25 protein-coding genes, 1 tRNA gene and 1 riboswitch are annotated in these 25912 nt (G+C 67.9%); of the genes, 14 read left to right on the forward strand and 12 right to left on the reverse strand.

Annotated features, from left to right (window positions below):
• Positions 1-4 precede the first annotated feature (4 nt).
• Together WC555_RS00540 and WC555_RS00545 are read left to right on the forward strand one after the other, a co-directional pair.
• The gene (locus tag WC555_RS00540; protein ID WP_373250274.1) at positions 5-871 is read left to right on the forward strand and encodes an SMP-30/gluconolactonase/LRE family protein; all 867 of its coding nucleotides are present in this window, start codon (positions 5-7) and stop codon (positions 869-871) included.
• 245 nt (positions 872-1116) lie between these two features.
• Positions 1117-1593: a hypothetical protein gene (locus tag WC555_RS00545; protein WP_373250275.1), complete on the forward strand. Its 477-nt coding sequence runs from the start codon at positions 1117-1119 to the stop codon at positions 1591-1593.
• Positions 1594-1705: 112 nt separating this feature from the next.
• Here the strand turns inward: WC555_RS00545 and WC555_RS00550 are convergent, their stop codons facing one another.
• Positions 1706-2587, reverse strand: coding sequence for a type I restriction-modification enzyme R subunit C-terminal domain-containing protein (locus tag WC555_RS00550; RefSeq protein WP_373250276.1), 882 nt, complete (start codon positions 2585-2587; stop codon positions 1706-1708).
• Positions 2588-3028: 441 nt separating this feature from the next.
• On the opposite strand from WC555_RS00550, the gene WC555_RS00555 reads away from it, so the two are divergent.
• The gene (locus WC555_RS00555; protein ID WP_373250277.1) at positions 3029-3487 is read left to right on the forward strand and encodes a hypothetical protein; all 459 of its coding nucleotides are present in this window, start codon (positions 3029-3031) and stop codon (positions 3485-3487) included.
• 181 nt (positions 3488-3668) lie between these two features.
• On the opposite strand, the gene WC555_RS00560 is transcribed toward WC555_RS00555, so the two are convergent.
• Positions 3669-3745: transfer RNA gene (locus WC555_RS00560), tRNA-Arg, on the reverse strand.
• A 187-nt stretch (positions 3746-3932) separates the two neighbouring features.
• Between WC555_RS00560 and WC555_RS00565 the strand changes: the two genes are divergently transcribed.
• Positions 3933-5693 carry a gamma-glutamyltransferase family protein gene (locus WC555_RS00565; protein ID WP_373250278.1) on the forward strand — a complete coding sequence of 587 codons (1761 nt, stop codon included), beginning with the start codon at positions 3933-3935 and terminating at the stop codon, positions 5691-5693.
• 10 nt (positions 5694-5703) lie between these two features.
• Here the strand turns inward: WC555_RS00565 and WC555_RS00570 are convergent, their stop codons facing one another.
• Together WC555_RS00570 and WC555_RS00575 are read right to left on the reverse strand one after the other, a co-directional pair.
• Positions 5704-6579, reverse strand: coding sequence for a lipid A-modifier LpxR family protein (locus WC555_RS00570; protein WP_373250279.1), 876 nt, complete (start codon positions 6577-6579; stop codon positions 5704-5706).
• 137 nt (positions 6580-6716) lie between these two features.
• Positions 6717-8600: a ribonucleoside-diphosphate reductase subunit alpha gene (locus WC555_RS00575; protein ID WP_373250280.1), complete on the reverse strand. Its 1884-nt coding sequence runs from the start codon at positions 8598-8600 to the stop codon at positions 6717-6719.
• A gap of 269 nt (positions 8601-8869) precedes the next feature.
• Between WC555_RS00575 and WC555_RS00580 the strand changes: the two genes are divergently transcribed.
• The 4 genes from WC555_RS00580 to WC555_RS00595 all read left to right on the forward strand — a co-directional run bounded on the left by WC555_RS00580 (position 8870) and on the right by WC555_RS00595 (position 13154).
• On the forward strand, positions 8870-9649 hold the full coding sequence (locus WC555_RS00580; RefSeq protein ID WP_373250281.1) for a phosphatase PAP2 family protein: 780 nt from the start codon (positions 8870-8872) through the stop codon (positions 9647-9649).
• A riboswitch (yybP-ykoY riboswitch) is annotated at positions 9629-9761 on the forward strand. Its footprint overlaps the gene before it by 21 nt.
• A 156-nt stretch (positions 9762-9917) precedes the next feature.
• Positions 9918-10481, forward strand: coding sequence for a TMEM165/GDT1 family protein (locus WC555_RS00585; RefSeq protein WP_373250282.1), 564 nt, complete (start codon positions 9918-9920; stop codon positions 10479-10481).
• Positions 10482-10530: 49 nt separating this feature from the next.
• Entirely contained in the window at positions 10531-10884 is a 354-nt protein-coding gene (locus WC555_RS00590) for a hypothetical protein (RefSeq protein WP_373250283.1), read from the forward strand.
• Positions 10885-11033: 149 nt separating this feature from the next.
• Complete coding sequence (locus tag WC555_RS00595; RefSeq protein ID WP_373250284.1) at positions 11034-13154, forward strand: ATP-binding protein; 2121 nt, start codon at positions 11034-11036, stop codon at positions 13152-13154.
• Between the two features lie 53 nt (positions 13155-13207).
• On the opposite strand, the gene WC555_RS00600 is transcribed toward WC555_RS00595, so the two are convergent.
• Positions 13208-13858: a glutathione S-transferase family protein gene (locus WC555_RS00600; protein WP_373250285.1), complete on the reverse strand. Its 651-nt coding sequence runs from the start codon at positions 13856-13858 to the stop codon at positions 13208-13210.
• A gap of 248 nt (positions 13859-14106) precedes the next feature.
• Here WC555_RS00600 and WC555_RS00605 point away from each other — a divergent pair, with 248 nt between their 5' ends.
• Positions 14107-15162 (forward strand): ribonucleotide-diphosphate reductase subunit beta, encoded by a 1056-nt coding sequence (locus WC555_RS00605; RefSeq protein ID WP_373250286.1) that lies wholly within the window; start codon positions 14107-14109, stop codon positions 15160-15162.
• Between the two features lie 45 nt (positions 15163-15207).
• Here the strand turns inward: WC555_RS00605 and WC555_RS00610 are convergent, their stop codons facing one another.
• From WC555_RS00610 to WC555_RS00635, 6 genes are all read right to left on the reverse strand, one after another.
• Complete coding sequence (locus WC555_RS00610) at positions 15208-15906, reverse strand: TonB family protein (protein WP_373250287.1); 699 nt, start codon at positions 15904-15906, stop codon at positions 15208-15210.
• 133 nt (positions 15907-16039) lie between these two features.
• Complete coding sequence (locus tag WC555_RS00615; RefSeq protein ID WP_373250288.1) at positions 16040-16798, reverse strand: molybdopterin-dependent oxidoreductase; 759 nt, start codon at positions 16796-16798, stop codon at positions 16040-16042.
• On the reverse strand, positions 16795-17619 hold the full coding sequence (locus tag WC555_RS00620) for a cytochrome b/b6 domain-containing protein (protein WP_373250289.1): 825 nt from the start codon (positions 17617-17619) through the stop codon (positions 16795-16797). The genes WC555_RS00615 and WC555_RS00620 overlap by 4 nt, the downstream gene beginning before the upstream one ends.
• A 103-nt stretch (positions 17620-17722) precedes the next feature.
• Positions 17723-18202 (reverse strand): cell wall hydrolase, encoded by a 480-nt coding sequence (locus WC555_RS00625; protein ID WP_373250290.1) that lies wholly within the window; start codon positions 18200-18202, stop codon positions 17723-17725.
• An 86-nt stretch (positions 18203-18288) separates the two neighbouring features.
• A complete protein-coding gene (locus WC555_RS00630; RefSeq protein WP_373250291.1) occupies positions 18289-19752 on the reverse strand; it encodes a sensor histidine kinase in 1464 nt (487 codons plus the stop codon).
• Positions 19753-19792: 40 nt separating this feature from the next.
• Complete coding sequence (locus WC555_RS00635; RefSeq protein ID WP_373250292.1) at positions 19793-20515, reverse strand: TVP38/TMEM64 family protein; 723 nt, start codon at positions 20513-20515, stop codon at positions 19793-19795.
• Positions 20516-20635: 120 nt separating this feature from the next.
• On the opposite strand from WC555_RS00635, the gene rpmH reads away from it, so the two are divergent.
• From rpmH to WC555_RS00660, 5 genes are all read left to right on the forward strand, one after another.
• A complete protein-coding gene (gene rpmH, locus WC555_RS00640; protein WP_003164000.1) occupies positions 20636-20770 on the forward strand; it encodes a 50S ribosomal protein L34 in 135 nt (44 codons plus the stop codon).
• A gap of 26 nt (positions 20771-20796) precedes the next feature.
• Positions 20797-21198, forward strand: coding sequence for a ribonuclease P protein component (gene rnpA, locus WC555_RS00645; RefSeq protein WP_373250293.1), 402 nt, complete (start codon positions 20797-20799; stop codon positions 21196-21198).
• A gap of 5 nt (positions 21199-21203) precedes the next feature.
• Complete coding sequence (gene yidC / locus WC555_RS00650; protein ID WP_373250294.1) at positions 21204-23000, forward strand: membrane protein insertase YidC; 1797 nt, start codon at positions 21204-21206, stop codon at positions 22998-23000.
• Between the two features lies 1 nt (position 23001).
• Positions 23002-23643: a ribosome biogenesis GTP-binding protein YihA/YsxC gene (gene yihA, locus WC555_RS00655; protein WP_373250295.1), complete on the forward strand. Its 642-nt coding sequence runs from the start codon at positions 23002-23004 to the stop codon at positions 23641-23643.
• 85 nt (positions 23644-23728) lie between these two features.
• Positions 23729-24688: an alpha/beta fold hydrolase gene (locus WC555_RS00660; protein WP_373250296.1), complete on the forward strand. Its 960-nt coding sequence runs from the start codon at positions 23729-23731 to the stop codon at positions 24686-24688.
• A 144-nt stretch (positions 24689-24832) separates the two neighbouring features.
• Here WC555_RS00660 and WC555_RS00665 read toward each other — a convergent pair whose 3' ends face one another.
• On the reverse strand, positions 24833-25819 hold the full coding sequence (locus WC555_RS00665; protein WP_373250297.1) for an LLM class flavin-dependent oxidoreductase: 987 nt from the start codon (positions 25817-25819) through the stop codon (positions 24833-24835).
• Positions 25820-25912 lie beyond the last annotated feature (93 nt).

The raw sequence follows: 25912 nt of genomic DNA on the forward strand, positions 1-25912 counted from the left end.
CGACATGGCCGATACCGAAGCGCCCGAACTGGTCTGGGACCTGAGGGCCGAACTGGCCGAGGGGCCCGTCTGGGTGGCCCGGGACCGCGCCGTCTGGTTCGTCGACATCAAGGGCCGCAAACTGCACCGCTACGGCGTGGACGACGGGTCGAAGACATCGTGGGACACGCCTGACCAGACGGGTTTCGCCCTGCCGGCCGTGGACGGCTCACTGATCTGCGGGGTGCGCGGCGGCCTGCATCGGTTCGATCCGGCGACCGGCCGGTTCACCCGGCTGATCGCGGTCGAGGCGGACCGGCCGCAGAACCGGATCAACGACGGCTTCGTCGCCCCGGACGGCAGCCTGTGGTTCGGGACCATGGACGACTCCGAGGCCACGGTCAGCGGCGCCCTGTACCGTTACGCCGACGGGGCGCTGGTCCGTCACGACGACGGCTATCGCGTCACCAACGGCCCGGCGATGAGCCCGGACGGACGCACCCTCTACCACAACGACACGGTCAACCGCCGTATCCATGCCTTCGATCACGCCGACGGCGTCCTGACCAACAGGCGGGTCTTCGCCGAGACCGCGGACGGCTTCCCTGACGGCCCGAGCGTCGACAGCGCCGGCGTGGTGCACGTCGGCCTGTTCAACGGCTCGGGCGTGGCGCGCTTCGCCCCCTCGGGAGAGAGCCTGGGCCTGATCCGCTTCCCCGTGGCGACGGTGACCAAGGCGGCCTTCGCCGGCGACGACCTGCGCACGATGTTTTGCACCACGGCCTGGCTCGGCCAGTCAGAGGCTGTCCGCCTCCAGCAGCCGACGCTCGGCGGCCTCTACCGTCTTCGGGCGGGCACGCCGGGCCTGCCTCAGAACCTCGTCAGAGTGTGAAGGGCCCCGAAGGCGGCGGCGTCGCGACAAGGGCGCAGACCGGGGAAGCGGTCTCGCGCGTCGCCTTAAGGCCGGGAATTACGAAGAAAATGGCGCGCCCGGAACGACTCAAACGCCATAGGCTTCGATGATCGGCTAACGTGCTGAAGTCAAAAAAGATCGTTATATTTCAGATATTTTAGAGCTTGTGGGTTGGGCATTCCGTTGTAAATGACGTTGAGTTTTTGTCAGTATGAGTGTCCTCGATGGGTCGGAAGCGCGCGGCAGGGAATGAGGATTTCGGCAAATATGTTCAGCGTCGTTCCAGTGGGATCCTTGAAGTCAGGTTCCCCCTTCCCGAGGAGGTTCGGTATGCATTTCCCGATGCCAAGGGTCGACCTAGGGCCGCGATCATCAAGTCGCTCGGGACAACCGACATAAAACTCGCCAATGCGAAGGCAGAGGCAATAAAAACCCAGCTTCGCGTCGATATTCGGCGTGCCTCGGAAGCTCGGGGCTCCAACGACCTATCGGACTACCTCCAATGGCTCTTCGACTATGACCTTTCGTCGTTTGCGGCGGAGGAGGCGGACCGTGATGCCTACGTTTTCGTTCTTGGCGTCCCGCACATCAGCGGTGCCATCACCGCAAGCGCGGAGGCCGGCCTCCCGCACATGTTGGCGACGACCAACATGTTGTTGCACGGAGTGGAGGACCCCACCTTCGTGGCGAGATCCATGTAATCCCGCACAAGGGGTGCCGAGGCTTTGCGAACCTTGGGGCAGGTTGAGGGAGTAGCTCGGTCCTCACCCTCGATGAACGTCCAGATTTTCTGATTTCCAATGATGTCCATGCTCAGGCCGTCTGGTCGTAGAGTGCCGCCTGCATCTCATGGACAGCCTGCTCATAGCCCGGCCGCCCGCCGAATGTTTTCACGAGCTGGATCGCCGTTCCCATCCTGTCGAAGGGGGCGATTTTCAGCACCTGGACATCGTCCAGGTTTAGCAGTCCCTCGTCCTCGTATTTGGTCAGGAGGGCTTCCAGAACCGCGCGCGCCTGCGGTCCGTAGCGGGTGAACACATCGCGCTTGCGGACTAGGTCGGCGCGTTCCTGACGGGTCAGCGGCGGCTGGTCGAAGGCGACGTGGCAGATCAGATCGAAGGGGTCGAGGTTCTTGCCGGCAAGGTCGCTCAGCACCTCAAGCGGCAGTCCTTCGTCGGCCAGTTCGTCGATGATCGCCTGCTTGCGGTCGACCTCGTTCCAGCGCCGCAGGAAGGCGTCGAGCGACACGTATCGTTTGCGAAGCGTGTTGCGCGTGAAGTCGCGCAGGCTCTCCGTGACCAGCTTGCCGTTGGCGTCGAGATATTCGATCCGTTCCGAAACCACCGACACAGCGACTCCGTCCACGTAGACCTTCTTCTGCTTCTCGCCGAAGCCTTCCGGGAGCGTGATGTCGGGCCTATCGACGATGGTCTCGGCATACGCCAGGGCCTGCTGGATGCCGTCACCGACGTTGTGTTTGTTGTCCTTCGCCTCGATCAGCGCGATCGGCAGGTTCGGCTTGAAATAGAGCACATAGTCCGCGCGCTTGGCCTTGCCCCGGGTGACCAGCTTGCCGCGCACGATGATGCGGCCCTTGGTGAAGCTGACCTCCTCGCGGATTTGAGTCAGGAGGTCCCAGCCCGCACCCGTGAGGGCGGGGGTGATGAACTTCGAGCAGATGTCGCGCTCGCTCATGGACGATCCGGTCATGCTCGCAGAAAGTCCCGTTTGCCGCGAGCGCAGGACTTGCCCATTCGAATGATCATCCGCGCGCCCTCCCGTCGGTTCTACCAGAGCAAGAACGTCCGGCTACGGCAAGTCGCCGCCAATGTTCAGGATACGGCTAGGTCGCAATCCGCTCGACGGCCATCAGGATGTTGCGCGACGAGGTGCTGATGATGATCGCGGCGTGCGAAGAAGCGGTCTCGCGCGAGGAGTCCGCTGGAGCGGTTTTACGCTGTTCGCTCGCTATGTGACCGGAACACCGGAGTTGCGCGTCCAGCACCGGTTCGGAGCGATTGTAGACGACATGCGGAGTGCGTTGTTGTTCGACAGCTGACAGACGATGGTCCGGCAAGTTGGTCTGTGAACAACATCGCCGACAGCGGGACTAAATAGTCAGTGTATGAAAGCTGCTTGAACGATTGGTTCAACAGAAAGAAAAAAATGTCTAAAGCTGGCCGTCCGCGCGTAAACTCAAAATCTGCTGTTCCTTCCCCGTTGTCCGAGTTTTTGGACTCCCACTGGGACACAACAGGTCTGACGAATGATCAAGCTGCAGGAAAGTTTGGGTTCCTCGCGTCAAACGTCATCTCCATGTGGAGGACCGGGAGGACGGCCGTCCCCATATCACGCCTTCCGATGATCGCTGACCTCCTCAAGGTCGATATGGCCATGCTGTGGGTTCTCTGGCTCAAGCAGTCCAAGCTCAGAAACGATGGTGTGCCGGCCACACTCATTGAGGTCTTGGAAAGGCGGCTGGTGACTGCCAACGAGGCTGAGGTGATCAATACGCTGCGGCATGCGACCAAGAACGCTGACCCGTCATTCTCCGCGTCGGCTCTCGGGGCGATCGCCAGAGCGGCCGCCCCATAGCAGGCACGGGAGAGAATGCGCCGGGCCGCCGGATCAATCAACGCCAAATGGCGACGATAATCGAAGCGCGAGCACCGGATGGAGCCCGGTGCCGGACGATGTTCAACACGTTGTAAATCCAGTTGACAAACTCATCGCCGGGGCTCCGGAAAGATGAGTAAAAACAACACTTAAAGAAGAATGGCGCGCCCGGAACGATTCGAACGTCCGACCCTCAGATTCGTAGTCTGATGCTCTATCCAGCTGAGCTACGGGCGCGCTTGGCCGCTAACGGCGAGGGCGGGTATCTAGCGGACGGGCGACGACGGGGCAAGGCCCCGATGACGGGTTTTCGGTCCGGCCGCATCCCGGGGCGACAGAAGGGCGCGTCGCGGGGCTTTCGTTCGCGCGGGCGGCGGGGCAGGGTGACCCGCTTCCCTCCCGACGCCCCGTTCAAGAGCCCGCCATGATCTCCTTCCCGCACCGGCCCGTCCGCGCCCTCACGGCTGTGTTCGTCGCGGCCGGCCTGGCGTTGGGCGGTTGCGGCGGCGCCGTCGGCGAAATGACCCGTCCCACGGGCCTCGCGGACCGCCCCGCCGCCGCGCCCGCGGCGCGGGGACCCTTTGTGGCGGCCGCCAATCCGCTGGCGGTGGAGGCGGGGCTGAAGGTGCTGCGCGACGGAGGGTCGGCCGTCGACGCCGCCGTGGCCATCCAGGCGGTGCTGGGCCTGGTCGAGCCGCAGTCTTCGGGGCTGGGCGGCGGGGCCTTCATGATGGTGTTCGACGCGGCGACCGGCGAGATCACCAGCTATGACGGGCGCGAGACGGCCCCGGCGGCGGCGACGCCGGAACTGTTCTACGACAACGGGCGGGCCCTGCCGTTCGGCGAGGCGGTGCTGAGCGGCCGCTCGACCGGCGCGCCCGGGGCCGTGGCCATGCTGGCCATGGCCCAGAAGGCGCACGGCCGGCTGCCGTGGAGCGCCCTGTTCGGCGACGCCGGGCGGCTGGCGCGCGACGGCTTCGTGGTCAGCCCGCGGCTGGCCGGCTTCATCGCCGCGACCCGGGGACAGGCTCGGACCCGCTGGGCCGACGCCTATTTCACCCGGGCGGACGGCGCCCGCTACGTCGCCGGCGACGTGTTGAGGAACCCCGCCTATGCCGAAACCGTGGCCGAGCTGGCGGCCGGCGGGGCCGAGGCCTTCTACAAGGGGCGGATCGCGCGCGAGATCGCCGATACGGTGGCGCAGGAGCCCCGGCCCGGGGCCCTGACCGCCGCCGACATCGCCGGCTATGCGCCGGTCGAGCGCGGGGCCCTGTGCCGGCCCTACCGGATCTACATCGTCTGCGTGCCGCCGCCGCCGTCCAGCGGGGTGGCCCTGCTCCAGCTTCTGGCCATGGCCGAGCGGACGCCTGACATCGACGGCGGGCCCGGCGACGCCGCCGCCTGGGCCGCCTTCGGACAGTTGCAGCGGCTCATGTACGCCGACCGCGACCGCTATGTCGGCGACCCGGGCTTCGTCGGCGTCCCCGTCCAGGGCCTGCTGGATCCGGACTATGTCGCGGCCCGCGCGGCCCTGGCGCCCGGCCTGACCGGCGCGGCCGAACCGGGATCGCCCCCGGGCGGCGTGTTCGTCGGTCCCGACGCCACGCGCGAGCCGGCGGGAACCTCGCATTTCGTCGTCGTGGATGCTCAGGGCAATGCGGTCAGCATGACCACGACGGTCGAAAGCGTGTTCGGCTCGGGCCGGATGGCGGCCGGCTTCTTTCTCAACAACCAGCTGACCGACTTCTCGTTCACGCCCGCCCGCGAAGACGGCGGCCCGGCGGCCAATGCGGTGGCGCCGGGCAAGCGGCCCCGGTCGTCCATGGCCCCGGTTATCGTCCTGGATCGTCAGGGACGACTGGTCGGAGCGTTCGGCTCGCCCGGCGGGCCCTCCATCCTGGCCTATAACGCCAGGGCCCTGATCGCGGTGCTGGACTGGGGCCTGCCGGTGCAGGCGGCGTTCGATCTGCCCAATCTGGTGGCGAGAGGCGACGGGTTCGGCGCGGATACCGAGCGGTTCCCCGAGGACCTTCGCGCGGGTCTGGCGGCGCGAGGCGTGGCCCTGAGCCCCAATGCGAGCGAGAACTCCGGCCTTCACGGCGGCGTCTGGCGCCTGGGCGCGGCGGGCTGGGGCTGGGACGGCGGCGCGGACGACCGGCGCGAGGGCGTGGCCCGGACGCAGTAGTCTCGCGCGTCTATTCCGGTTTTATCGACAGCTGGAAGGCGATCACGCCCTCGGAGACGTCGGTGTCGACGCCGTGGCCCGCGCGCAGGCCCTCGGTCTCGATCTCGCGATAGACGACGCTCAGCGAGCTGTGCACCGGACCCCGGCGCATGGCCACGCCGACGGAGGCGTCGCCGAGGAAATTGCCCGAATCCTGGCTGACGCCGGACCGGGCGAAATCGCCGTCGCGGTTGCGGGCGAAATTATAGCCGACGGCGCGGCCCGAGCCCGCGGCGTACAGATACCAGCGCGGTCGCTCGCCGAAGGCGTCGCCGCCGTCGGGGACCAGCCTTTCGATGCCGCGGCCGATGCGCAGGGTGGCGCCGGCCTCGGTCGTGCCGCCGCGTGAGCCCACGCCGACGCCGACGTGCGGCGTCAGGGTGACGTCCAGACCGGAGGCGGTCTGGCCCAGCGTCCCGGTCCAGCCGCGGGTATAGGTCAGGTCATAGTGTTCGGCGTCGAAGGTCGCGGGGTCCAGCGGTCCGGGCGGAAGGGGCGACCCGTCGAGGCGGCGTACGGACCCTTCGGTGCGCAGACGCAGCCGATCGTCAAAACCGGCGCTCTCGAACCAGACATCTCGGTTTGACGCGGCCCATTGGGAAGGGCGGTCGGGGGCGTAGCCGATCCGCCCGTCGGCGGCTTCCCACGCGCGGTCCTGGGCATACCGGTCGTCGCGGTCGAGGCGGGTGAGAAGGTCGGCGATGCTGGTCGGGCGCTCGGGGGCGACCCTCCAGGGGTCGGTCGGGGCCGTCTGCGCGGCCAGGGCGTCCTGGAATGCGCCGGCGAACGCCGGGGCCGCGAGGGCCACAGTCGCCAACACTCCGGCAAGGATCGCCGCTTTACGCATCAACGGTTCCTCCCCGATCCGTTAACGACTCCGACCCTGCACGATGTGGGCCATCTCGCCAACAGACTTCTCTCCTGACGCCGAAACGTAGGGCCGGGGCAGGGAGTTCCGGCGGGCAGGCCGGGCGGGTCACCGTCCTATTGGCAGGCCAGGCACTCGTCGTAGTCGGTCTGCGCCGCCGAGAAGAGGTCGGGCTGGTTCGGATCGATCTCGGCCTCGACCTTGTCCTCGGCGCCGGCGAAGGCGGCCCGCTGAACCGATTTGGAGCGCAGGTAGTAGAGCGACTTGACGCCCTTCTCCCAGGCCGACCAGTGCAGCATGTGCAGGTCCCATTTGTTCACGTCGCCCGGGATGAACAGGTTGATCGACTGGGCCTGGCAGATTTCCGGGGCCCGGTCGGCCGACAGTTCGACGATCCAGCGCTGGTCCAGCTCGAAGGCGGTCTTGAAGATGGCCTTCTCGTCGTCGGTCAGGCCCTCGAGGTGCTGCACCGAACCCTCGTGCTCCAGGATGGAGGACCAGACCTCGGTGGTGTCGATGCCCTTCTCGCCGAGGATCTTCTCCAGATAGGGGTTCTTGACCGCGAACGAGCCCGACAGGGTCTTGTGGGTGTAGATATTGGCCGGGATCGGCTCGATGCCGGCCGAGGTGCCGCCGCAGATGATCGAGATCGAGGCGGTCGGGGCGATCGCCATCTTGTGGCTGAACCGCTCCAGCACGCCGCGCTCGGCGGCGTCCTCGCAGGCGCCCTTCTCTTCCGCCAGCACGCGGCTGGCCTTGTCGGCCTCGCGGCGCAGATGCTTGAACAGCCGCATGTTCCAGGACTTGGCCATGGCGCTTTCGAAGGCCACGCCCTGCTGCTGCAGGAAGGAATGGAAGCCCATCAGGCCGAGGCCGACCGAACGCTCGCGCTTGGCCGAATAGACGGCGGCGGCCATGGCCGGCGGGGCGCGGCGGATGAAGTCTTCCAGCACATTGTCGAGGAAACGCATGACGTCCTCGACGAATTTCGGCTCCTCGCGCCACTCCAGGAACATCTCGGCGTTGACCGAGGACAGGCAGCAGACGGCGGTGCGGTCGACGCCGAGGTGGTCGCGGCCGGTGTGCAGCATGATCTCGGCGCACAGGTTGGACTGTTTGACCGACAGGCCCAGCTCGCGCTGGTGCGGGGCCATCTGGCGGTTCACCGTGTCGGAGAAGATCAGATAGGGCTCGCCGGTCTGCAGGCGGATCTCGAGGATCTTCTGCCACAGGGCGCGGGCGTCGACGGTCTTCACCACCGCCTGGTCCTTGGGCGACAGCAGGTCGAATGTCCGGCCGTCGCGGACGGCCTCCATGAAGGCGTCGGAGATGTTGATGCCGTGGTGCAGGTTCAGGGACTTGCGGTTGAAGTCGCCCGACGGTTTGCGGATCTCGAGGAACTCCTCGATCTCGGGGTGGTGCACGTCGAGATAGACGGCGGCCGAACCGCGGCGCAGCGACCCCTGGCTGATCGCCAGCGTCAGGGAGTCCATCACGCGGATGAAGGGGATGATGCCCGAGGTCTGGCCCGCGCCCTTGACCTTCTCGCCGATCGACCGGACGCCGCCCCAGTAGGTGCCGATGCCGCCGCCGTTCGAGGCCAGGGCGACGTTCTCGTTCCAGACCGACTGGATGCCGTCCAGGCTGTCGGCCACGGCGTTGAGGAAGCAGCTGATCGGCAGGCCGCGGTCCGCGCCGCCGTTCGACAGCACCGGCGTCGAGGGCATGAACCACAGCTTGGACATATAGTCATAGACGCGCTGGGCGTGATCGTGGTCGTCGGCATAGGCCGTGGCGACGCGCGCGAACATGTCCTGATAGCTTTCGCCCGGCAGCAGATAGCGATCCTCGAGCGTCTTCTTGCCGAAGTCGGTCAGCAGATCGTCGCGGGTCCGGTCGAGCTGGAGGGATTTCACCACGGACAGATGGGGTCGCGCAGCCGCCTCGCCGTCTGCCGCGGAAAGGAAATCAACCGTCTTCAACGCTTCGCCGCCAGCCATGGTATTCGCCGCCCTGAACAAAAATCGAATGGTGAGCCCCACGCCCGAAACCACATCATCTAGTGGCCCAAGCGCTCCCCAAGCCCACATATGGGGCGCAGATGGCTAACCAACCGTCAACGGGGTTGACGATCACTTTCTGGGCGAATCGGCATCAAGGCGGGGGATGAGCCTGTGGACAGGCCGCGACGAGGGCGTGACAAGGCCTGGCGTCCAGGAATCACGAACGCGTGATTGGAACGTCACACAAGCGGGACCGTTAGCGACCGATGACCCCCCCACAGACCATCACCTTCCTGCGCCGGATGCTGCGCATCGCGCGCACGGAAATCGCCGCCCTGAGCGCGCTCTTCATCATCGCCCTGGGCGTCATGACCTTTGTCGAGGTGGCGGACGACATGACCGAGGCCGACGGCCAGGCCTTCGACCAGGCGGTGCTCGCCTGGATGCAGCCGGTTCCCGGCGAACCGCGGGGGCCATGGTGGCTCAAGGAGGCGGCGGCGGACCTGACCTCCCTGGGCGGCATATCCGTGCTGGCCCTGTTCGCGGTCATCGCCGTCGCCTTCCTGCTGATCCAGCGCAAACGGCTGTCGGCCCTGCTGCTGGTGCTCGGCCTCGCCGGCGGCGTCGCCCTCAGCGAAGGCCTCAAGGATCTGTTCGGCCGCCAGCGGCCGCCCTCGGCCTTTCAGGCCGTGGACACGCTGAACGCCAGCTTCCCCTCGGGCCACGCCCTGCTGTCGACGGTCTTCTACCTGACTCTCGGCGTGATGCTGACGCGGGCGTTTCCGCGCACCCATCTGAAGGCCTTCGTGCTGGGCGCGGCCATGTTGATCGCCCTGCTGATCGGCCTGACGCGCGCCTATCTGGGGGCCCACTGGGCCTCCGACGTCTTCGCGGGCTGGAGCGTCGGCGCCGCCTGGGCCATGGCCCTGTGGCTGATCGCCTACGCCGTCGGCCGGCGTCAGGCCGTCAGCGACACCGGCCTGCACGACGAGGTCTTGCCCCCGGAGCCCCTGGCGGATACACCGCCCGCCGTCATCGGGGAGTAGCCGCCCGCACCGATCAGCGGGGTTCGCGTCAACACACTTCCTCTCGCCCGGAGAGGATGGCGCGTTCTTTAAGTGGCCCTATCGTCTCGCGCGCGGCGCGAGACTGCTTGAGGGCGGACCGTATCCGGTCCTCAAGCAGCGAGCGCCCGCGGCGCGAGCGTAGGACCACCTGACTGGCAAGACCGCTGGCTTCGCAGGGTGCTTCCACGCGGGGGCCGGCTGCGAACGCCACTGGTCTGTCCGCCGAACCCCCGCGCATGAAGTTGAGTTGGAAGCCTTCCTGATATCGACCGGTCTCGTCTCCATCGCGGAGATCGGGGACAAGACCATGCTGCTGGCCATCATGCTGGCGGCGACCTGGCGGCGGCCGCTGCCGATCATCCTGGGAATTCTGGCGGCCACCATCGCCAATCACGCCGTCGCGGCCCTCGCCGGGTCAGTGTTGGCGCGGTTCATGGACGCCGGGTGGCTGCGCTGGGGCGTGGGCGTGGCCTTCATCGGCTTCGCCGTCTGGGCCCTGATCCCCGACCGGTTCGACGAAAAGCCCGACGTGACCGAAAAGACCTTCGCCGGCGTGTTCTGGACCACCACCGCCGCCTTCTTCCTGATCGAGATGGGCGACAAGACCCAGGTCGCCACCGCCATGCTGGCGGCGCAGTTCCACAATCTGCCGCTGGTCGTCGCGGGGTCGACGCTGGGCATGATGCTGGTCAACGCGCCGGCGGTCCTGCTGGGCGAGGCGGCCGCGCGCAAACTGCCGCTGTCATGGATTCGCCTCGCCGCGGCCCTGGGGTTCGCGGCGACCGGGGTGTGGGTTCTGCTCGCGCGCTGATAGAAGCCCTTCGATCCGCCGCCGAGTGTCCCGCCTTATGAAGTTCCTGATGCGCCTGACGGCGATTGTTCTGCTGGTCGTCATCATCGGCGCCATGGTCGGCCCCTTCCAGAATGTTGAGGCCGCGGCCAACGTCTGGGACAAGGCGGCCCATTTCGTCGCGTTCGGCCTGATCCTCTGGAGCATCGGCGTCCTGTTCCGCCGCCTGCCGCGCACGCTCGCCGCGCTTTCAGCCCTGGCGCTCGGCGGGGCGGTCGAGGTTGTTCAGGGCATGGTGGGCCGGGACTCCAGCGGGGGGGATCTCCTCGCCGACGGCCTGGGCATCCTGCTGGCGCTGCTGCTGTGGGCGATCTGGCGCCGCTTCGAACCCCGGACGGCGTTCCACACCTCGAACACCCCGTAGGCGCGCGTCGGTTTCCGAATGCGACACCCTGTCACATCCGGGACCGGTTTGTTTACCCATTCAGCCTAACGCTCCGATCGTTCAGTGGGGGGCCGGGGAGGCTCGGGTTGAAGGGTCGTTGGCGTTTATTCAGGCATGAAGCGGGCCGCGTGGCGGGTCCGCCGCCCTGGGCCTATGTGCTTCTGTTCGCCGCCTCCCAGCTGATCGGCCACTGGAGCGTGGCGACCTACGGCGCCGTGCTGGTCTGGCTTTCGAACGGCATCCTGGCGGCGGCCCTTCTGCAGCTGCACCGCCGGCCGGCGATCGCCGTCGTGCTGGCCTGTTTCCTGATCAATATTTTCAGCAACCTCATCCGGGGTGATCCCGGGATTCTGCTGTGGTTGAACGCGGTGATGAACCTCGTCGAGGCCAGCCTGGCCGCGCTGCTGGCCCGTCGCTTCTGCGGCGCCGCCCTCGACATGCGCCGGCCCCGACGGCTGCTGGCCTTCGGCCTGTTCGCAGCCGTCCCCGCGGTGGCGGCCACAACGGTGGCGGGCTTCGGCACGATGATGCTTCTGGGGCAGAAACCCCTGATCGTCAGCGCCCTGTTCGGCATCTATTCCTTCGTCATCGTCGAGCTGCTGGGCCTCCTGCTGGTGACCCCGGTCCTGCTGCTGATGGCGCGGGCGCACCGCTTCCACGGGACCACCCGCGCGCGGTGGCCCGAGGCCACCGCGCTGGTGGCCCTGATGCTGGTCGTCACCGCACTGGCCTTCTGGCAGAACGACGCGCCGCTCGGCTTCCTTTGCTTCCTGCCCATGCTGCTGATCGCCCTGCGGCTGTCGCCGACCACGGCGGCGATCGCCCTGATCGGCCTGGCGACCGTCAGCGGCGTGGCGACCCTGACCGGCCACGGCCCGGTGCACCTGACCCGGCTGATGGACATCCCCGGTCTCGAGGGCGTGAGTCCGATGCTGCGTCGCCTGGGAGTCTACAACCTGTTCCTCCTCGCCATGGTGATCACGATCCTGCCGGTCTCGACGGTCATGACCGAGCGCCGCCGTCTCGAGGCGCGGCTGCGCGCCCGCACGGCGGCCGCCCAGGAGGCCCGGCGCAGGGCCGAGGACGCCGCCGCCGCCCGCTCGCGCTTCCTGGCCATGATGAGCCACGAATTGCGCACCCCGCTGAACGGAGTCGCCGGGTTCGCCGACGTGCTGGCCGGCCGCCCGGGACTGGACGCCACGGCCCTGCGCCAGGCGCGCCAGATCCGGGAATCCAGCGATGGCCTGCTGATGCTGGTCGAGGATATTCTGGACTTCGCCCGCGGCGACGACGCCGTCTCGCCCGAGCCGCTGGACCTTGCCGCCGTGGCCCGCGAGGCCATCGCCCCCAGCCGGGTCGCGGCGGACGCCCTGGGATTGAGTCTGTCGATTGACGATCGCCTGCCCGGGAACGCCCGCTTCCTCTGCGACCGCCGCGCCCTGCGCCGGGCGCTGCACCCCATAATCGCCAATGCGGTCAAATTCACCGAACGGGGCGATGTCACGGTCCGGCTGGACCGGTCGCCCGACGGCGTCTGCATCCGCATTTCGGACACGGGCTCCGGCATCGAGCCGGCCCAGTTGCCGGAACTGTTCGAAGCCTTCGCCCAGGGCGACGCGTCGATCGGCCGGCGCCACAGCGGCGCGGGTCTGGGCCTGGCGCTGGTGGCCCGGCACGTCCGTCGCCTGAACGGAAGCATCGACGTCGACAGCCGGCTGGGCGAGGGATCGACCTTCATCCTCAACCTGCCGCTGCCAAGGGCGCCCGACGCGGCCGGGACTCCCGCTCCGCCGCCCAAAGCGAGCCAGGACGCGCCCGATCCCGGCGTCCTGGCCGTGACGCCCCGCGTCCTCGTCGTCGACGATCATCCGGTCAACCGCGAGGTCGCCCGCATCATGCTGGAGGCCTTCGGTTGCGACGTGATCGAGGTCTGTGACGGCCGGCAGGCGGTCGACGCCGTCGCCGCCCAGCTGTTCGATCTGGTGCTTATGGATGTGCGGATGCCGATCATGGACGGACTGGAGGCGACGCGTCTTATCCGCGCCCTGCCGGGGTCCGGGGGCGGCCTCGCGATCGTGGCCATGACCGCCGACTGCATGCCCGAGGATGTGGCGCGGTGTCTGGCCTCGGGCATGAACGCCCACATGGCCAAGCCGATCAACCAGGCCGGACTGCTGGCCGTGGTCAACCGCGCCCTGGCCGGCGACCTCCCGGAAGCCCGGGTCGCCGCCGACGCCGAGGCGGCCTGACATCTTCATCCGTGCATCCCCGCCTTCGCGGGGATGCACGGAATTGGGAGAGACTAACTCACGTAGTTTCCCGCGAACGGGAAGCGTTCGGCCCAGAAATCCTGAAGCTCCGGCAGGGCGTCGACGCGGCGCATCACCGCGCCCATCCGCGGCGCGACCACATGGAAGCGCTTGCGGTGCGGGGTCCACCGGCTGGCGACGGCGACATACAGGTCCAGCACCGTCGGCTCGGGGCCCAGAAGGAAACGATCGGGGACGATCTGGCTCTCCATCTTCGCCCAGCAATCCGCGATCCGTTCGGCGGTGCGGGCCAGAATGGTCGCCTGGGCCTCCGGATCGTCGCCGCCCAGCCGGGCCGGCGCGTCGCGGATCCAGTACATCGAATAGATCGAGGCCGGGATGAAGGTCATCCAGCGCAGGAATTGCGCCCGGCCCGGATCGCCCGGATCAGGTCCCAGCGCCGCCTCGGGATGCTGTTCGGCCAGCCAGATCAGGATGGCGGCGCTCTCGGTGATCGTCTCGCCCTCGGGCGTCACCAGCGCCGGGATCTGCCGCATCGGGTTGACCGGGGCGACCTTGTCGCGCTCGGCCTCGCCCTCCCAGGTGACGGCCTCGATCACCCGATAGGGCGCGCCGATCAGGGTCAGGGCGGCCTCGACCGGCGCCGAGCCGGAGCCGGCCGCGCCATAGACGATGTAGGTCATCAGGACTCTCCTTCCATGGCCCAGACTAGTCCGCGGAGACGCCCCGCGCGCCCGAGACTTGCCGGCGCCGCCATAGGGCGGCCTTGGGCTTGTCCCCAACCGCGTCCCCAGTTCCGTGCCAAGGGAACACCACATCTAGCGGTCGCGGAAAAAGTGATCGCAATATAGCCGTATTCCGGCTTGGCGCCGGGGCCGTCCGAACGCATGGTGATCTCCACCCTCGGATTCGCCGACAGAGCCCTGTACCGATGAACGCGCACGTCCCGATCAAACCCTCCAAAGTCGCCGCGACGCCCGGCCTGCTGACCGCTTCCGCGGCCTACAAGCCGTTCCGCTATCCGTGGGCCTTCGACATGTGGAAGAAGCAGCAGCAGGTCCACTGGATGCCCGAAGAGGTGCCGCTGGGCGAGGACATGAAGGACTGGGCGGTCAATCTGACCGGCAACGAGCGCAATCTGCTGACCCAGATCTTCCGCTTCTTCACCCAGGCCGACATCGAGGTCCAGGACAACTACATGGAAAAATACGGTCGGGTGTTCAAACCGACCGAGGTCAAGATGATGCTGGCGTCCTTCGCCAACATGGAGACCATCCACATCGCGGCCTACGCCCTGCTGCTCGAGACCATCGGCATGCCCGAGAGCGAGTTCGGCGCCTTCATGGAGTACGAGGCCATGCGCGACAAGCATGACTTCATGGGCAAGTTCGGGGTCGACACCCATGCCGACGTCGCCCGGACGCTCGCCATGTTCGGCGGCTTCTCGGAAGGGCTCCAGTTGTTCGCCAGCTTCGCCATGCTGATGAACTTCCCGCGTCAGAACAAGATGAAGGGCATGGGCCAGATCGTCAGCTGGTCGGTCCGCGACGAGAGCCTGCACTGCGACGGCATCATCAAGCTGTACCATGCCTTCAACAAGGAGACGGGCGCGGTCACCCCCCAGGTCGCCGCCGACATCGTCGACTGCTGCAAGACCGTGGTCGACATGGAAGACCGCTTCATCGACCTCGCCTTCGAGATGGGCCCGGTCAACGGCATGACGCCGGAAGACATCAAGCAGTACATCCGCTTCATCGCCGACTGGCGTCTGCGCCAGTTGCAGCTGCCCGAGATCTACGGCGTCAAGGAAAACCCGCTGCCGTGGCTGCAGTCCCTGCTGTCGGGCGTCGAGCACGCCAACTTCTTCGAGGCCCGCGCCACCGAATACTCCAAGGCCGCCACCACCGGCGCCTGGCACGGCGCCGAAGGCGTCTGGGGCAGCTTCGACGCCATGATGCAGAAGCGGAAGGAAGGGACGGAGGCCTGATCAGCGTCAGCTGGCGGCAGGGTCGGGAGCGGATTCGATGAATGGCTACGGAGTTGACGTGGCCGGAGACACTGGCGAGCCCGTTCGACAATCAAACTCCGCGCAGTATAGCTGTTTTAACCGCTGGCCGGAATCGATGCCCATCTGGTCCCAAGCATCGCTGGCTCGGATATAGAGCTCGTCCGGTGGGACAGGTTGATCGCCCCGACCGGCCACAGCGTCGGCAAGTTGTTCGGGTGTCAGAAGCCGCGCCAGAAAAAGGGTTCCGGTCTCTTTTTCACGTTCGAGAAACTCGGCCTTTACGGCGAGAAAGATCGCCCGGACTCTTGGTTCGCGGTCGGGGTCGACATCGAGGTTCATGGTCTCGATCTCCTCATCGCCCCGCAGCTTCCAGGACTCAAGCTGTTCCACGAACTCGCGGGTGGCGGCGAGGTGTTCGGGCGTCGGCTCCGGACCGGTCCAAGGCAGCGGCGCTTCTACCTCGCCTGTTTGAAAGCGGATGGTGAACCGGACCGAGCTGGTGATCGTTGAGCCGTCAAGCCGTGCCGGACTGGCCCGGAACAGAGAAGCCACCGACAACCCGGCCCGGTCGAACCCCAGTCCTGCTGGACGAGCTTCGTCGACTCGGCAAAGCGACAACACGCCGTCCGGTGCGACCGCGCAGCGCAAGGTGGCGGCGCCTTCCAGGCCCGCCATGTAAGCGAATGCCGGATAGGCTTCAGACATGGCGTCGGCATCAGGCATCACAGCCCAGCTCGGATTGACCAACTCCTGCCCGTTCGCAATGGCCGGGATAAGGGATGCTGCGAGCGCAAGCGCCCGTCCAAATCTCGACAAGGGTCCAGCCGTTCTCTTTGCCGGCCAAACTCGTTTCAGGTCATATTCCCGCAAACCACTCATACCCCCGGTCTTCCCAATAGCCGCCCTTGCCGCCGCCGATGTGGGCGAAGCTTTCGACCGCCTCGATCCGCCGGATGTATTTGGCGTGTTTGTAGCCGATCTGCCGCTCGACCCTCAGCCGCAGCGGGGCCCCGTGGGGGACCGGCAGGGTCTCGCCGTTCATGGCCCAGGCGAGGATGGTCTGGGGGTGCCGCGCGTCGACCAGGTCGATGCTCTCGTAATAGCGGTCGCCGTCCTCGCGCTGATCCAGGGCGTCGAAACAGTGGAAGACGATGTACCGGGCCTCGGGCTTCAGTCCGGCTTCGTCCAGCAGGGTCTCCAGCCGCACCCCGGTCCATTCGGCGATCGAGGTCCAGCCCTCGACGCAGTCGTGCTTGGTGATCTGGCTCTGCGCCGGGCGGGCCCGAAGATCGGTCAGGCTCAGCGACAGGGGGCGCTCCACCAGGCCGTCGATGATCAGGCGGTAGTCGGCGAAGCCGCCCGCCTTCAGCGCCACATAGTCGGCCGCCGCCGGATCGACCGAGCCATTGGCGCGGAAGTCCGGCGAAATCTCCGACCGGCTGTAGGTCGGGGCCAGGGCGTCGCGCGGGATCAGCAGCCTCTGGGCGCGCCGCGTCAGCCCCTCGCCCATTCGCCGCGCCTGTTCGGCCAGGCTGGTCCCCGCCTGCCCGCAGGCGGACAGCAGGGCGGTCGCGGCGGCGCCCACGGCGCCGGTGAGCCAGCGGCGGCGGTTCATGCGGCGTCTCCCTCGTCGCTCGGCCGCTTGCGGGTCAGCTTCGGCCCGGCGACCGACCCCGGCGGCTGGATCACGAACCAGCCGGTGATCATCGACCGCATATTGTTGAACAGCCCCGTCCAGACCACCAGACCGACATGGACGACGATGAAGCCGACGATCAGCCCGGCCGAAATGAAATGCAGCGTCCGCGCCGACTGCCGTCCGCCCATGATCTCCAGCAGCACCCCGCCCACGGCGTTGAACCCCGGCGACATCGACAGGCCGGTGACCAGCATCAGCGGCAGGACGATCAGGATCATCGCCGCATAGGTCAGCTTCTGGATCACATTATAGGTGCGGGCGTGATCGTCGGTCGGGAAGCGGAAGCGGGCGTGCTCGGCGACCGAGGCGCCGAACCCTTTCAGCTCCGTCCCGCTCGGCCAGATGCGGCGGCGGAACCGGCCGGTCAGCAAGCCGTAGGCCAGATAGACCAGCCCGTTGGCGACGAAGATCCAGGCGAACAGGAAATGATAGTTCCGCGCCTCCGCCAGATTGCGGCCCTGCGGGATCAGCAGCCAGTTCGGCAGCGGCGGGATGCTGATCCACGGGTCGGCGAAGGTCGACCGCACGCCCCAGTACAGGTGCGGATGGGCCAGCAGGATGTTCAGCCCGCTCATGATCAGCACCACCACGGCGACGACGTTCAGCCAGTGGCTGATCCGCACCAGCGGCGGGTGACGAAAGGTGTCGGTGCGACCGCCGGACAGGGCGCGATCCGCGCGCCGGCCCGCGGTCCCGGCGACGCCCTCCGCAGGCGGTTCCGTGGCGATGTCGGTCATGGTCCTTCCCCGCCCGTTCGTCAGGACCGTCTCACGCGCCCCGGCGGGGCGCAACGGCCTCGCCTGAAGCTACGGCGCGGCGCGCCGAAAGATGACCCGCGCGTCAGTATTTCGGGGGCGGGGTCGTGACGCAGACGCGGCGGGCGCGCTCGCAGGCCGCGACCTCGGCCTCCCAGGCGGCGCGAGCCCGTTCGTATGCCGCCCGGGCCGAGTTGGCGGCGGCGAGGTCCGCTTCATACTGGGCGCGCTGCGTCTCGGCCCGCGCGGCTTCCTCGCGCCATTGGGCGCTCTGCCGTTCGTAGGTTTCGGCGGCTTCGGCCTCGGCCCGTTCCGCGGCGGCGTTGCGGGCGGCGATCCCGGCGTTCAGCCGGATGGTCTCGGCGACCTCGGTGGGGTCCTGCACGGCGTCCGGGGCGGCCCGATAGCTTTCGCCGCGCTGACGCAGCCATTCCTCCGAGCCCGGGGTGGTCGGCGCGACCGCCGGCTTGGCCGAGACGGCGGCCTGCGGCGGCGTGGTCTGGGCCAGCACGGGGGCGGCGGCCAGGACAAGCGCGGCGCCGGCGGTCAGGGTGAAGCGGATCATGAGGGCCTCCTTCTGGCGAAGCGTAGTCGTTTCGCGACGCTTCGCCAGACATAACGCCGGTCGCGCGATTTCGAGCCGTGGCGCCTTCAGTGCGGCAGGCGCAGTTCGAAGGTGGTGCCCGTCGGCCCGGTCTCGACCAGCGTCAGCTCGCCGCCGTGGCTGGCCGCCAGCTCTCGCGAGATCGCCAGGCCCAGACCGGCCCCGTCCGAGGCGCGGCCGCTGACGAAGGGTTCGAACAGGCTTTCCGACAGCCGGGGCGGAATGCCGGGCCCGTCGTCGGCGAGGCGAATGACGCAGTGGCCGTCCTCGCCCGCGACCGTCACCCGCACCACGCCCTTGCGGCCGCTGCGCCGGGTGGCGTCGCCCTCGATGGCCTGACGGGCGTTGCGCATCAGATTGACGAGGATGCGGTGCAGCTGGTCGGGATCGGCCTGGACGGCGAAGCGGGCGGGAATAGCCTTGGTCAGGCGCACGCCCTCGGCGGTCAGGCCGGCGTCCTCCGCCGCCGCGGCGATGGCGGGGGCGAGGGGGATGCGGACCCGCTGCGGGATCGGCTCCTCGCTCTTGCCGTACTCCAGCACATTGCGGGACAGGGCGGCGGCGCGCCCGAGCGCCCGTTCCAGCCGCGGCAGGACGCGGGCGACTTCGGGATCGGGCGAATCGGCCAGTCGCTCGGAGGCCAGCTGGGCCGAGGTCAGCATGTTGCGCAGGTCGTGATTGATCTTGGCCACCGCCTCGCCCAGGGCCACCAGCCGGGCGCGGGACCGCAGCGAGACGCGGACCTCTTCCTGCATCCGCGCCAGCTCGCGCTCGACCCGGCCGATTTCGTCGTGCCGGTCGCTGGGCGGATCGCCTTCCGCCTCCGGATCGAGGGCGAAATGCTCGATCGAGCGGGTCACCCGCCGCAGCGGCTGCAGCACCAGGAAGGCCAGACCGCCGTACAGCAATCCGCCCGCGACCAGCGAGATCAGCAGCGACATCAGCAGGCTGTTCAACAGGAAGGCGCGAAGCTCCTGTTTCAACGGCTGGGCCGGGGCCAGAATCTCGATGAAGTCGCCCGAGCGATAGCGCGGCCGGGCCTGCACCCGGATCGACCGGTCCGGGTGGCCGAACAGGGTGCGCCACGGGTCCATGGTGCGGGCCACGGGCCGGCTCTGACGCAGATCGATCAGATCGGGCGTGCGGGGCAGGTTCGGGGCCTGCAGCAGCAGCCGGCGCACGCCCTGATCGCCAACGACCACGGCCTGCACCCCGCCGATGGCCAGCAGCTGCTCGGCGGCGTCGTCCTCGACGGCGGAATAGGGCAGGGCCTCGACCCCGACCGAGGCCAGTTCCGCCGACTGCAGCCGGTCCAGCAGCCAGCGCTCGTGGAAGCTGGCCGCGCTGGGGACGATGATCAGGATCTCCACCACAACGGTGAAGCCGAAGGTCAGCAGCAACAGCCGCCAGGCGAGGGCGTCGGGCGCGTGGAATTTCGCCCGCTCGCGCCAGTCGGCGGGCACGCGCAGGGCCCGCCGGATATCGCTCAGCAGGGGCCGGAAGCGGTTCATGCGCCGCTTAACGCAAGGCTCGGGCCAAAAGCTGCGCCGTTCACGTCGAAACCCTTGAACCGAGGAGCTTCTGCAGGCCCTTCATGCCGAACGGCAACACGACCGCCAGCACGAAGACGCCCGCCATCGGGGCCCAGAACTGGCCGAACAGGGCCTGGAAGTCCGGATTCGGGTTGGTCGTCAGCAGCTGGTTCAGCCGCGACCCGATCCAGCAGTAGATGATGTGGGCCGGCAACAGGCCGATGACGGTGGCGACCGTATAGGGCGCCAGCCGCACCGCCATGACGCCCGCCGCCACATTGATCATATGGAAGGGCACGACCACGGCCAGGCGCGAGGCCAGCACGTACCAGAAGGTGTCCCGGTCGATGGCGTCGCAGATTTTCTTCATCAGGCCCAGGTCGCGGGCGGCCTTGCGGCGCAGCGCCTCGCCCAGCGCCGAGCGGGCCACGGCGTAGACGATCAGGGCGCCGACGGTGGCGGCGATGGAGGTGGAGACGCCTCCCACCCAGGGCCCGAACAGATAGCCGGCGGTGATGGTGACGAAGAAGACGCCCGGCACCACGCTGGCCGTCAGTATGGCGAACACCGCCATCAGCATCAGCAGGCTGACGAGATAATTTTCGGCGGTGAAGTCACGGAAGGTCTGGCCATGGTCGCGCAGGGTGTCGAGCGACAGATAGCGGTTCCAGCCCATGGCGAAGATCAGGGCGATGACGCCGGCCAGTACGATCAGAGGCGCAAAGCGTTTGAACCGGTTCATTCTCTCTCCGCCGAAGGGCCTGTTGGCGTTGACAGTTCAGACCCTGCCGCTTATACGCCCGCCCTTCCCGCGACGGACGTCTTTCCGTCGCCCCTCTGTATTCAGTCCCAGGAGCCGAACGTGAAGCGGACCTATCAGCCGTCGCGACTCGTGCGCAAGCGCCGACACGGCTTCCGTTCGCGGATGGCCACCAAGAACGGCCAGAAGATCGTTGCGCGGCGTCGCGCCAAGGGCCGCAAGCGCCTGACGGCCTAAGTCGTCCGGCGCCTGTGCTCGGGCGCATGGCCGATCTTTTCAAAATCGAACGCATGACTTCGCGGCCCCAGTTCCTGGCGGCCGCGAAGGGCGTTTCAGAGGCCCGCGGCGCCGTGGTCGTGCAGCGGCTGGACCGGGGCGACGGCCAGCCCCTCGTGCGGCTGGGTTTCACCGCCACGCGCAAGGTCGGCAACGCCGTCATCCGCAATCGCGCCAAGCGCCGCCTCAGGGAGGCCGCGCGGGCCATGGCGCCCCTGTTGGCGGTCTCCGGCAGCGACTATGTCTTCATCGCCCGCGCGGGCACGGCCGACCGTCCCTGGGACCGTTTGCTTGACGATGTGAAATCGGCGCTTACAAGGCTCGCGACCCCGCGGCCGGCGCCAAAGACGGCGCCCACGACGCCCGCAAACGCCGGCCAGGATTCCTGATCTCCATGCCTCCTCAAGACAACAGCCGAAACACGATCATCTTCGTCGTGATCGCGGCCATCATGCTGATGGCCTACAGCTATTTCGTCATGCAGCCCCAGGCCGAGCGCCGGAAGGCCGCGCAGCAGGCCGCCGCCGAACAGACCACGGCCGCGCCGACGGCGGCGCCGTCGCCCGGCGCGGTCGTCTTCACGACCGACCGCACGGTCGCCCTCGGGCGCGGCGGGGCCCGCGTGCCGATCCAGACGGGCACCGTCACCGGCTCGCTGTCGCTGCGCGGCGCGCGGATCGACGACCTGTTCCTGACCAAATATCAGGAAACCATCGAAGAGGGTTCGCCGGCTGTCGAGCTGTTCCGCCCCGAGGGCATGCGCCACGCCTACCAGGCCCAGTTCGGCTGGAACGGACCCAACGTCCCGGGCGGCGTGCCCGGCCCGCAGACGCCGTGGCGCCTGACCGAGGGCGCGACCCTGACGCCCGCCACCCCTGTCACCCTGACCTGGGACAACGGCGCGGGCCTGCGGTTCACGCGCCGCATCGCCATCGACGACCAGTATCTGTTCACCGTCACCGACACCGTCGCCAACTTCAGCGCCCAGCCGATCACCATCGCGCCGTGGGGCCGGGTCGAGCGGCAAGGCGTGCCGGACGTCCTGGGCAAGACCCAGATCCTGCACGAAGGCGGCATCGGCACCTTCGGCGCCGACGGAAAATACACCACCGAACAGCTCAAATACAAAGCCTGGGCCAAGAAGCCGGTGCAGGAGCACACGTCCACCGGCGGCTGGATGGGCATCACCGACAAATACTGGCTCGCCGCCCTGATCCCGCAGCAGGACGAGCGCATCCAGGCCGCCTTCCGCGTCACCGACGCCGGTCACGCCGACATCCACTCGGCCACCATGCTGGGCCAGGCCCGCACCATCGCGCCGGGCCGTCAGGTGACCGAGACGCAGCGCCTGTTCGCCGGGGCCAAGCGCAACGAGATCCTGTCCGCCTATGAGAAGGACCTGAGCCTTCCGCGCTTCATCTATGCGATCGACTGGGGCTTCCTGTTCTTCCTGACGCGCCCGATCTTCCTGCTGATCGAATTTTTCTACGGCATCTTCGGAAACTTCGGCCTGGCCATCCTGGGCCTGACCCTGACCGTGCGCCTGATCATGTTCCCGCTCGCCAACAAGAGCTACGAGAGCATGTCGAAGATGCGCACCCTCCAGCCCAAGATGGAGGAGCTGAAGAAGAAACACCCCGACGATCCGGCCGCCCAGCAGAAGGAGCTGATGGCGCTGTATCAGAAGGAGAAGATCAATCCGCTGGCGGGCTGTCTGCCGCTGCTGCTGCAGATTCCGGTCTTCTACGCCGTCTACAAGATGCTGTTCGTGACCATCGAGATGCGGCACGCGCCCTTCTTCGGCTGGATCCGCGACCTGTCGGCGCCCGATCCCTCGACGATCTGGAACCTGTTCGGCCTGATCCCGTGGGATCCGTCGTCGGCCCCGCTGATCGGCGGCTATCTGACCGGCACCTTCGCGCTCAGCATCCTGGCCATCTTCTACGGTCTGACCATGTGGCTGCAGATGGCGATGAGTCCGCCGGCGCCGGATCCGATGCAGCGCCGCATCTTCCAGCTGATGCCGATCGTCTTCACCTTCATCATGGCCACCTTCCCGGCCGGCCTGCTGATCTACTGGGCGTGGTCCAACATCCTGACCATCCTCCAGCAATATGTGATCATGCACCGCCTGAAGGCCGAGAACCCGATCGACACCTTCATCGACCGGCTGAAGAAGGCGAAGGCCTGAGTTGGACGACTTCACCCCCGAAGAGCTGGAGCAGGGGCGCATCCTGTTCGCGCGTCCCGCCACCTTCGTCATGGGGTGCGCCAAGATCGAGCAGCTGCCCGATCCCGACCTGCCCGAGATCGCCTTCGCGGGCCGCTCCAATGTCGGCAAGTCCAGCCTGATCAACGGCCTGGTCGGCATGCACAAGCTGGCCCGGGCCTCGAACGAGCCGGGCCGCACGCGCGAGGTCAATTTCTTCGACCTCGACGGCAAGCTGCGGCTGGTCGACCTGCCCGGCTACGGCTGGGCCAAGGCGTCGAAGTCGACGGTGAGGAAATTCCAGGACCTGGGCCGCGACTATCTGCGCGGGCGGGTCACGCTGAAGCGCGTCTATCTGCTGATCGACGCGCGCCACGGCCTGAAGAAGGTCGATGACGAGGCGCTGGATGCGCTCGACCTCGCCGCCGTCAGCTACCAGATCATCCTCACCAAGGCCGACAAGCTCAAGAAGGGCGAGGCCGAAAAGGTCCAGGCCGAGACGCTGAAGGGCGTGTCCAAACGCGGCGCCGCCTATCCCGCCGTCATCGTCACCTCGGCCGAAAAGGGCGACGGCATGCCCGAGCTGCGGGCGGAGATTATGCGCACGACGGGCGTGACGCTGTAACTCAGTTTCCTCCCCCCTCCCCATTCGCTTCGCGAACAGGGAGGAGACGCTTGCCTGATCGGTTCGCGAGTGATCCGTTGCCCGGATGCAAACCCGCCACATCCAGACAGACGGTCTCAACCAGCAGATCCTCGAGGCCGGCGCCGGCCCGCTGGTGCTGCTGATCCACGGCTTTCCCGAGCTGGGGATCAGCTGGCGCGCCCAGGTCGCAGCCCTCGCCGCAGCCGGCTTCCACGCCGTCGCCCCCGACATGCGCGGCTACGGCGGGACCGACAAGCCGGTCGAGGCCGCGGACTATTCCATCCTCCAGCTCGTCGGCGACATGGTCGACCTGGTCCGGGCCCTGGGCGAGACCTCCTGCGTCGTCGTCGGTCACGACTGGGGCGCGCCGGTGGCCTGGCATTGCGCCCTGACGCGGCCCGATCTGTTCCGCGCCGTCTTCGGCCTGTCCGTGCCGTTCCAGCCGCGCCGGCCCAAGGGCCCGCCGACGGCGGCCATGGCCGCGATCTCGAAGCGGCTCGGCCTGGGCGACCTCTACATCAGCCGCTTCCAGGCCGCCGACGCCCATCAGGCGTTCGACGCCGACCCGGCCACGGCCCTGCGCAAGATGTTCCACGCCTACGACGGCGCGACCCCGGACGGTCGCCAGTCGACCGGCTTCATCCCCGAGGGCCAGAGCTTCATCTCCACCGTCCCCGACGACGCGACCCTGCCGCCGTGGATGAGCGAGACGCATTTCGCGGAATATGTCGCCGCCTTCTCGGCCGGCGGATTCAGGGGGCCGCTGGACTGGTACCGCAATCTGGACCGAAACTGGGCCGCGACCGCCTTCCTGCAGGACGCCCGCATCCGCATCCCCGCCGCCTTCATGGTCGGCGAGCGCGATCCGGTGCGGAACTATTCCGGTCAGCACGAGGCGGGGCTGAAGGATTGGGCGCCGGATCTGCGGATGCAGGTCGTCGTCCCCGGGGCGGGCCACTGGATCCAGCAGGAACGACCCGACGCGGTGAACCGGCTGCTGCTGGAGTTCCTGGCGTCCCTCTGACCCTTCTCCCCTCCGGGGGAGAAGGTGGGCGGCGCAGCCGCTCGGATGAGGGGGATGTTCGGGATCAGCGGGCTGCCGGTGTGTGCATCTGGCCAACCCCTCATCCGGCCCTACGGGCCACCTTCTCCCCCAAGGGGAGAAGGGTCAGAGGTCCCTGACCGCCTCGGCCGTGATCTCGAGGCTGCGGATGCGGTCGTCGATGTCGAACACCATGCCGGTGACCATGACCTCGTCGACGCCGGTCTGGCTCACGAAGGCGGCCAGCTTGTCGCGCACCGTCTCGCGCCCGCCGATGGCGGCGTAGGTCAGCCGGCTATGCACCGCTGCGATCTGACGCGCGTCCAGCACCCGGGTGATGTCGTCCACCGGCGGCTTCACCTTGCCCGGCTTGCCCGTGACGACCGCCGCGAAAGCCTGCTGCATCGAGGTCGACAGGCGCAACGCCGCCGCGTCGTCCTCGGCGGCGAAGACATTGATCGCCGCCATCGCATAGGGCTGGGACAGCGCCTTCGAGGGCCGGAAGCCGGCGCGATAGGTCTGCAGCGCCTGCATCAGCAGCTCCGGCGCGAAATGGCTGGCGAAGGCGAAGGGCAGGCCCAGATGCGCCGCCAGCTCGGCGCTGAACAGGCTGGAGCCCAGCAGCCAGATCGGAACCTTCGCGCCGGCCCCCGGCCAGGCCGTGACCCGCTGGCCCTCGACCGGATCGTCGAGGAAGGCCTGCAGCTCCATCACGTCGCGCGGGAACTGGTCGGCGGCCGAGAAATAGCGGCGCAGCGCCTTGGCCGTCTCGCCGTCCGTGCCCGGAGCCCGGCCGAGGCCGAGGTCGATCCGGCCCGGATACAGGGCCTCCAGCGTCCCGAACTGTTCGGCGATCACCAGCGGCGGATGGTTGGGCAGCATGACCCCGCCCGAGCCGACGCGGATGCGCTCGGTCGCCCCGGCGATCTGGCCGATCACCACGGCGGTCGCGGCGCTGGCGATGCCCGGCATGTTGTGATGCTCGGCCACCCAGAAGCGCTTGAACCCCAGCCGGTCGGCGGCCCGGGCGAAGGCGGTGGTCTCCAGCAGGGCGCGTCGGGCGTCGCCGCCCTCGACGATGGGCGACAGGTCGAGAACGGAGAATGCGGTCATGTCCCGCTAGATCGGGTTTGCGGGTTGCGATTCAAGACCCGCCCGGTTGGCCGGCCGCGGCGCGGGGCGTAGTCTGTCGGCGGAGGGCTGACC

The organism is Brevundimonas sp., from assembly GCF_041648615.1.
Classification (GTDB): Bacteria; Pseudomonadota; Alphaproteobacteria; order Caulobacterales; family Caulobacteraceae; genus Brevundimonas.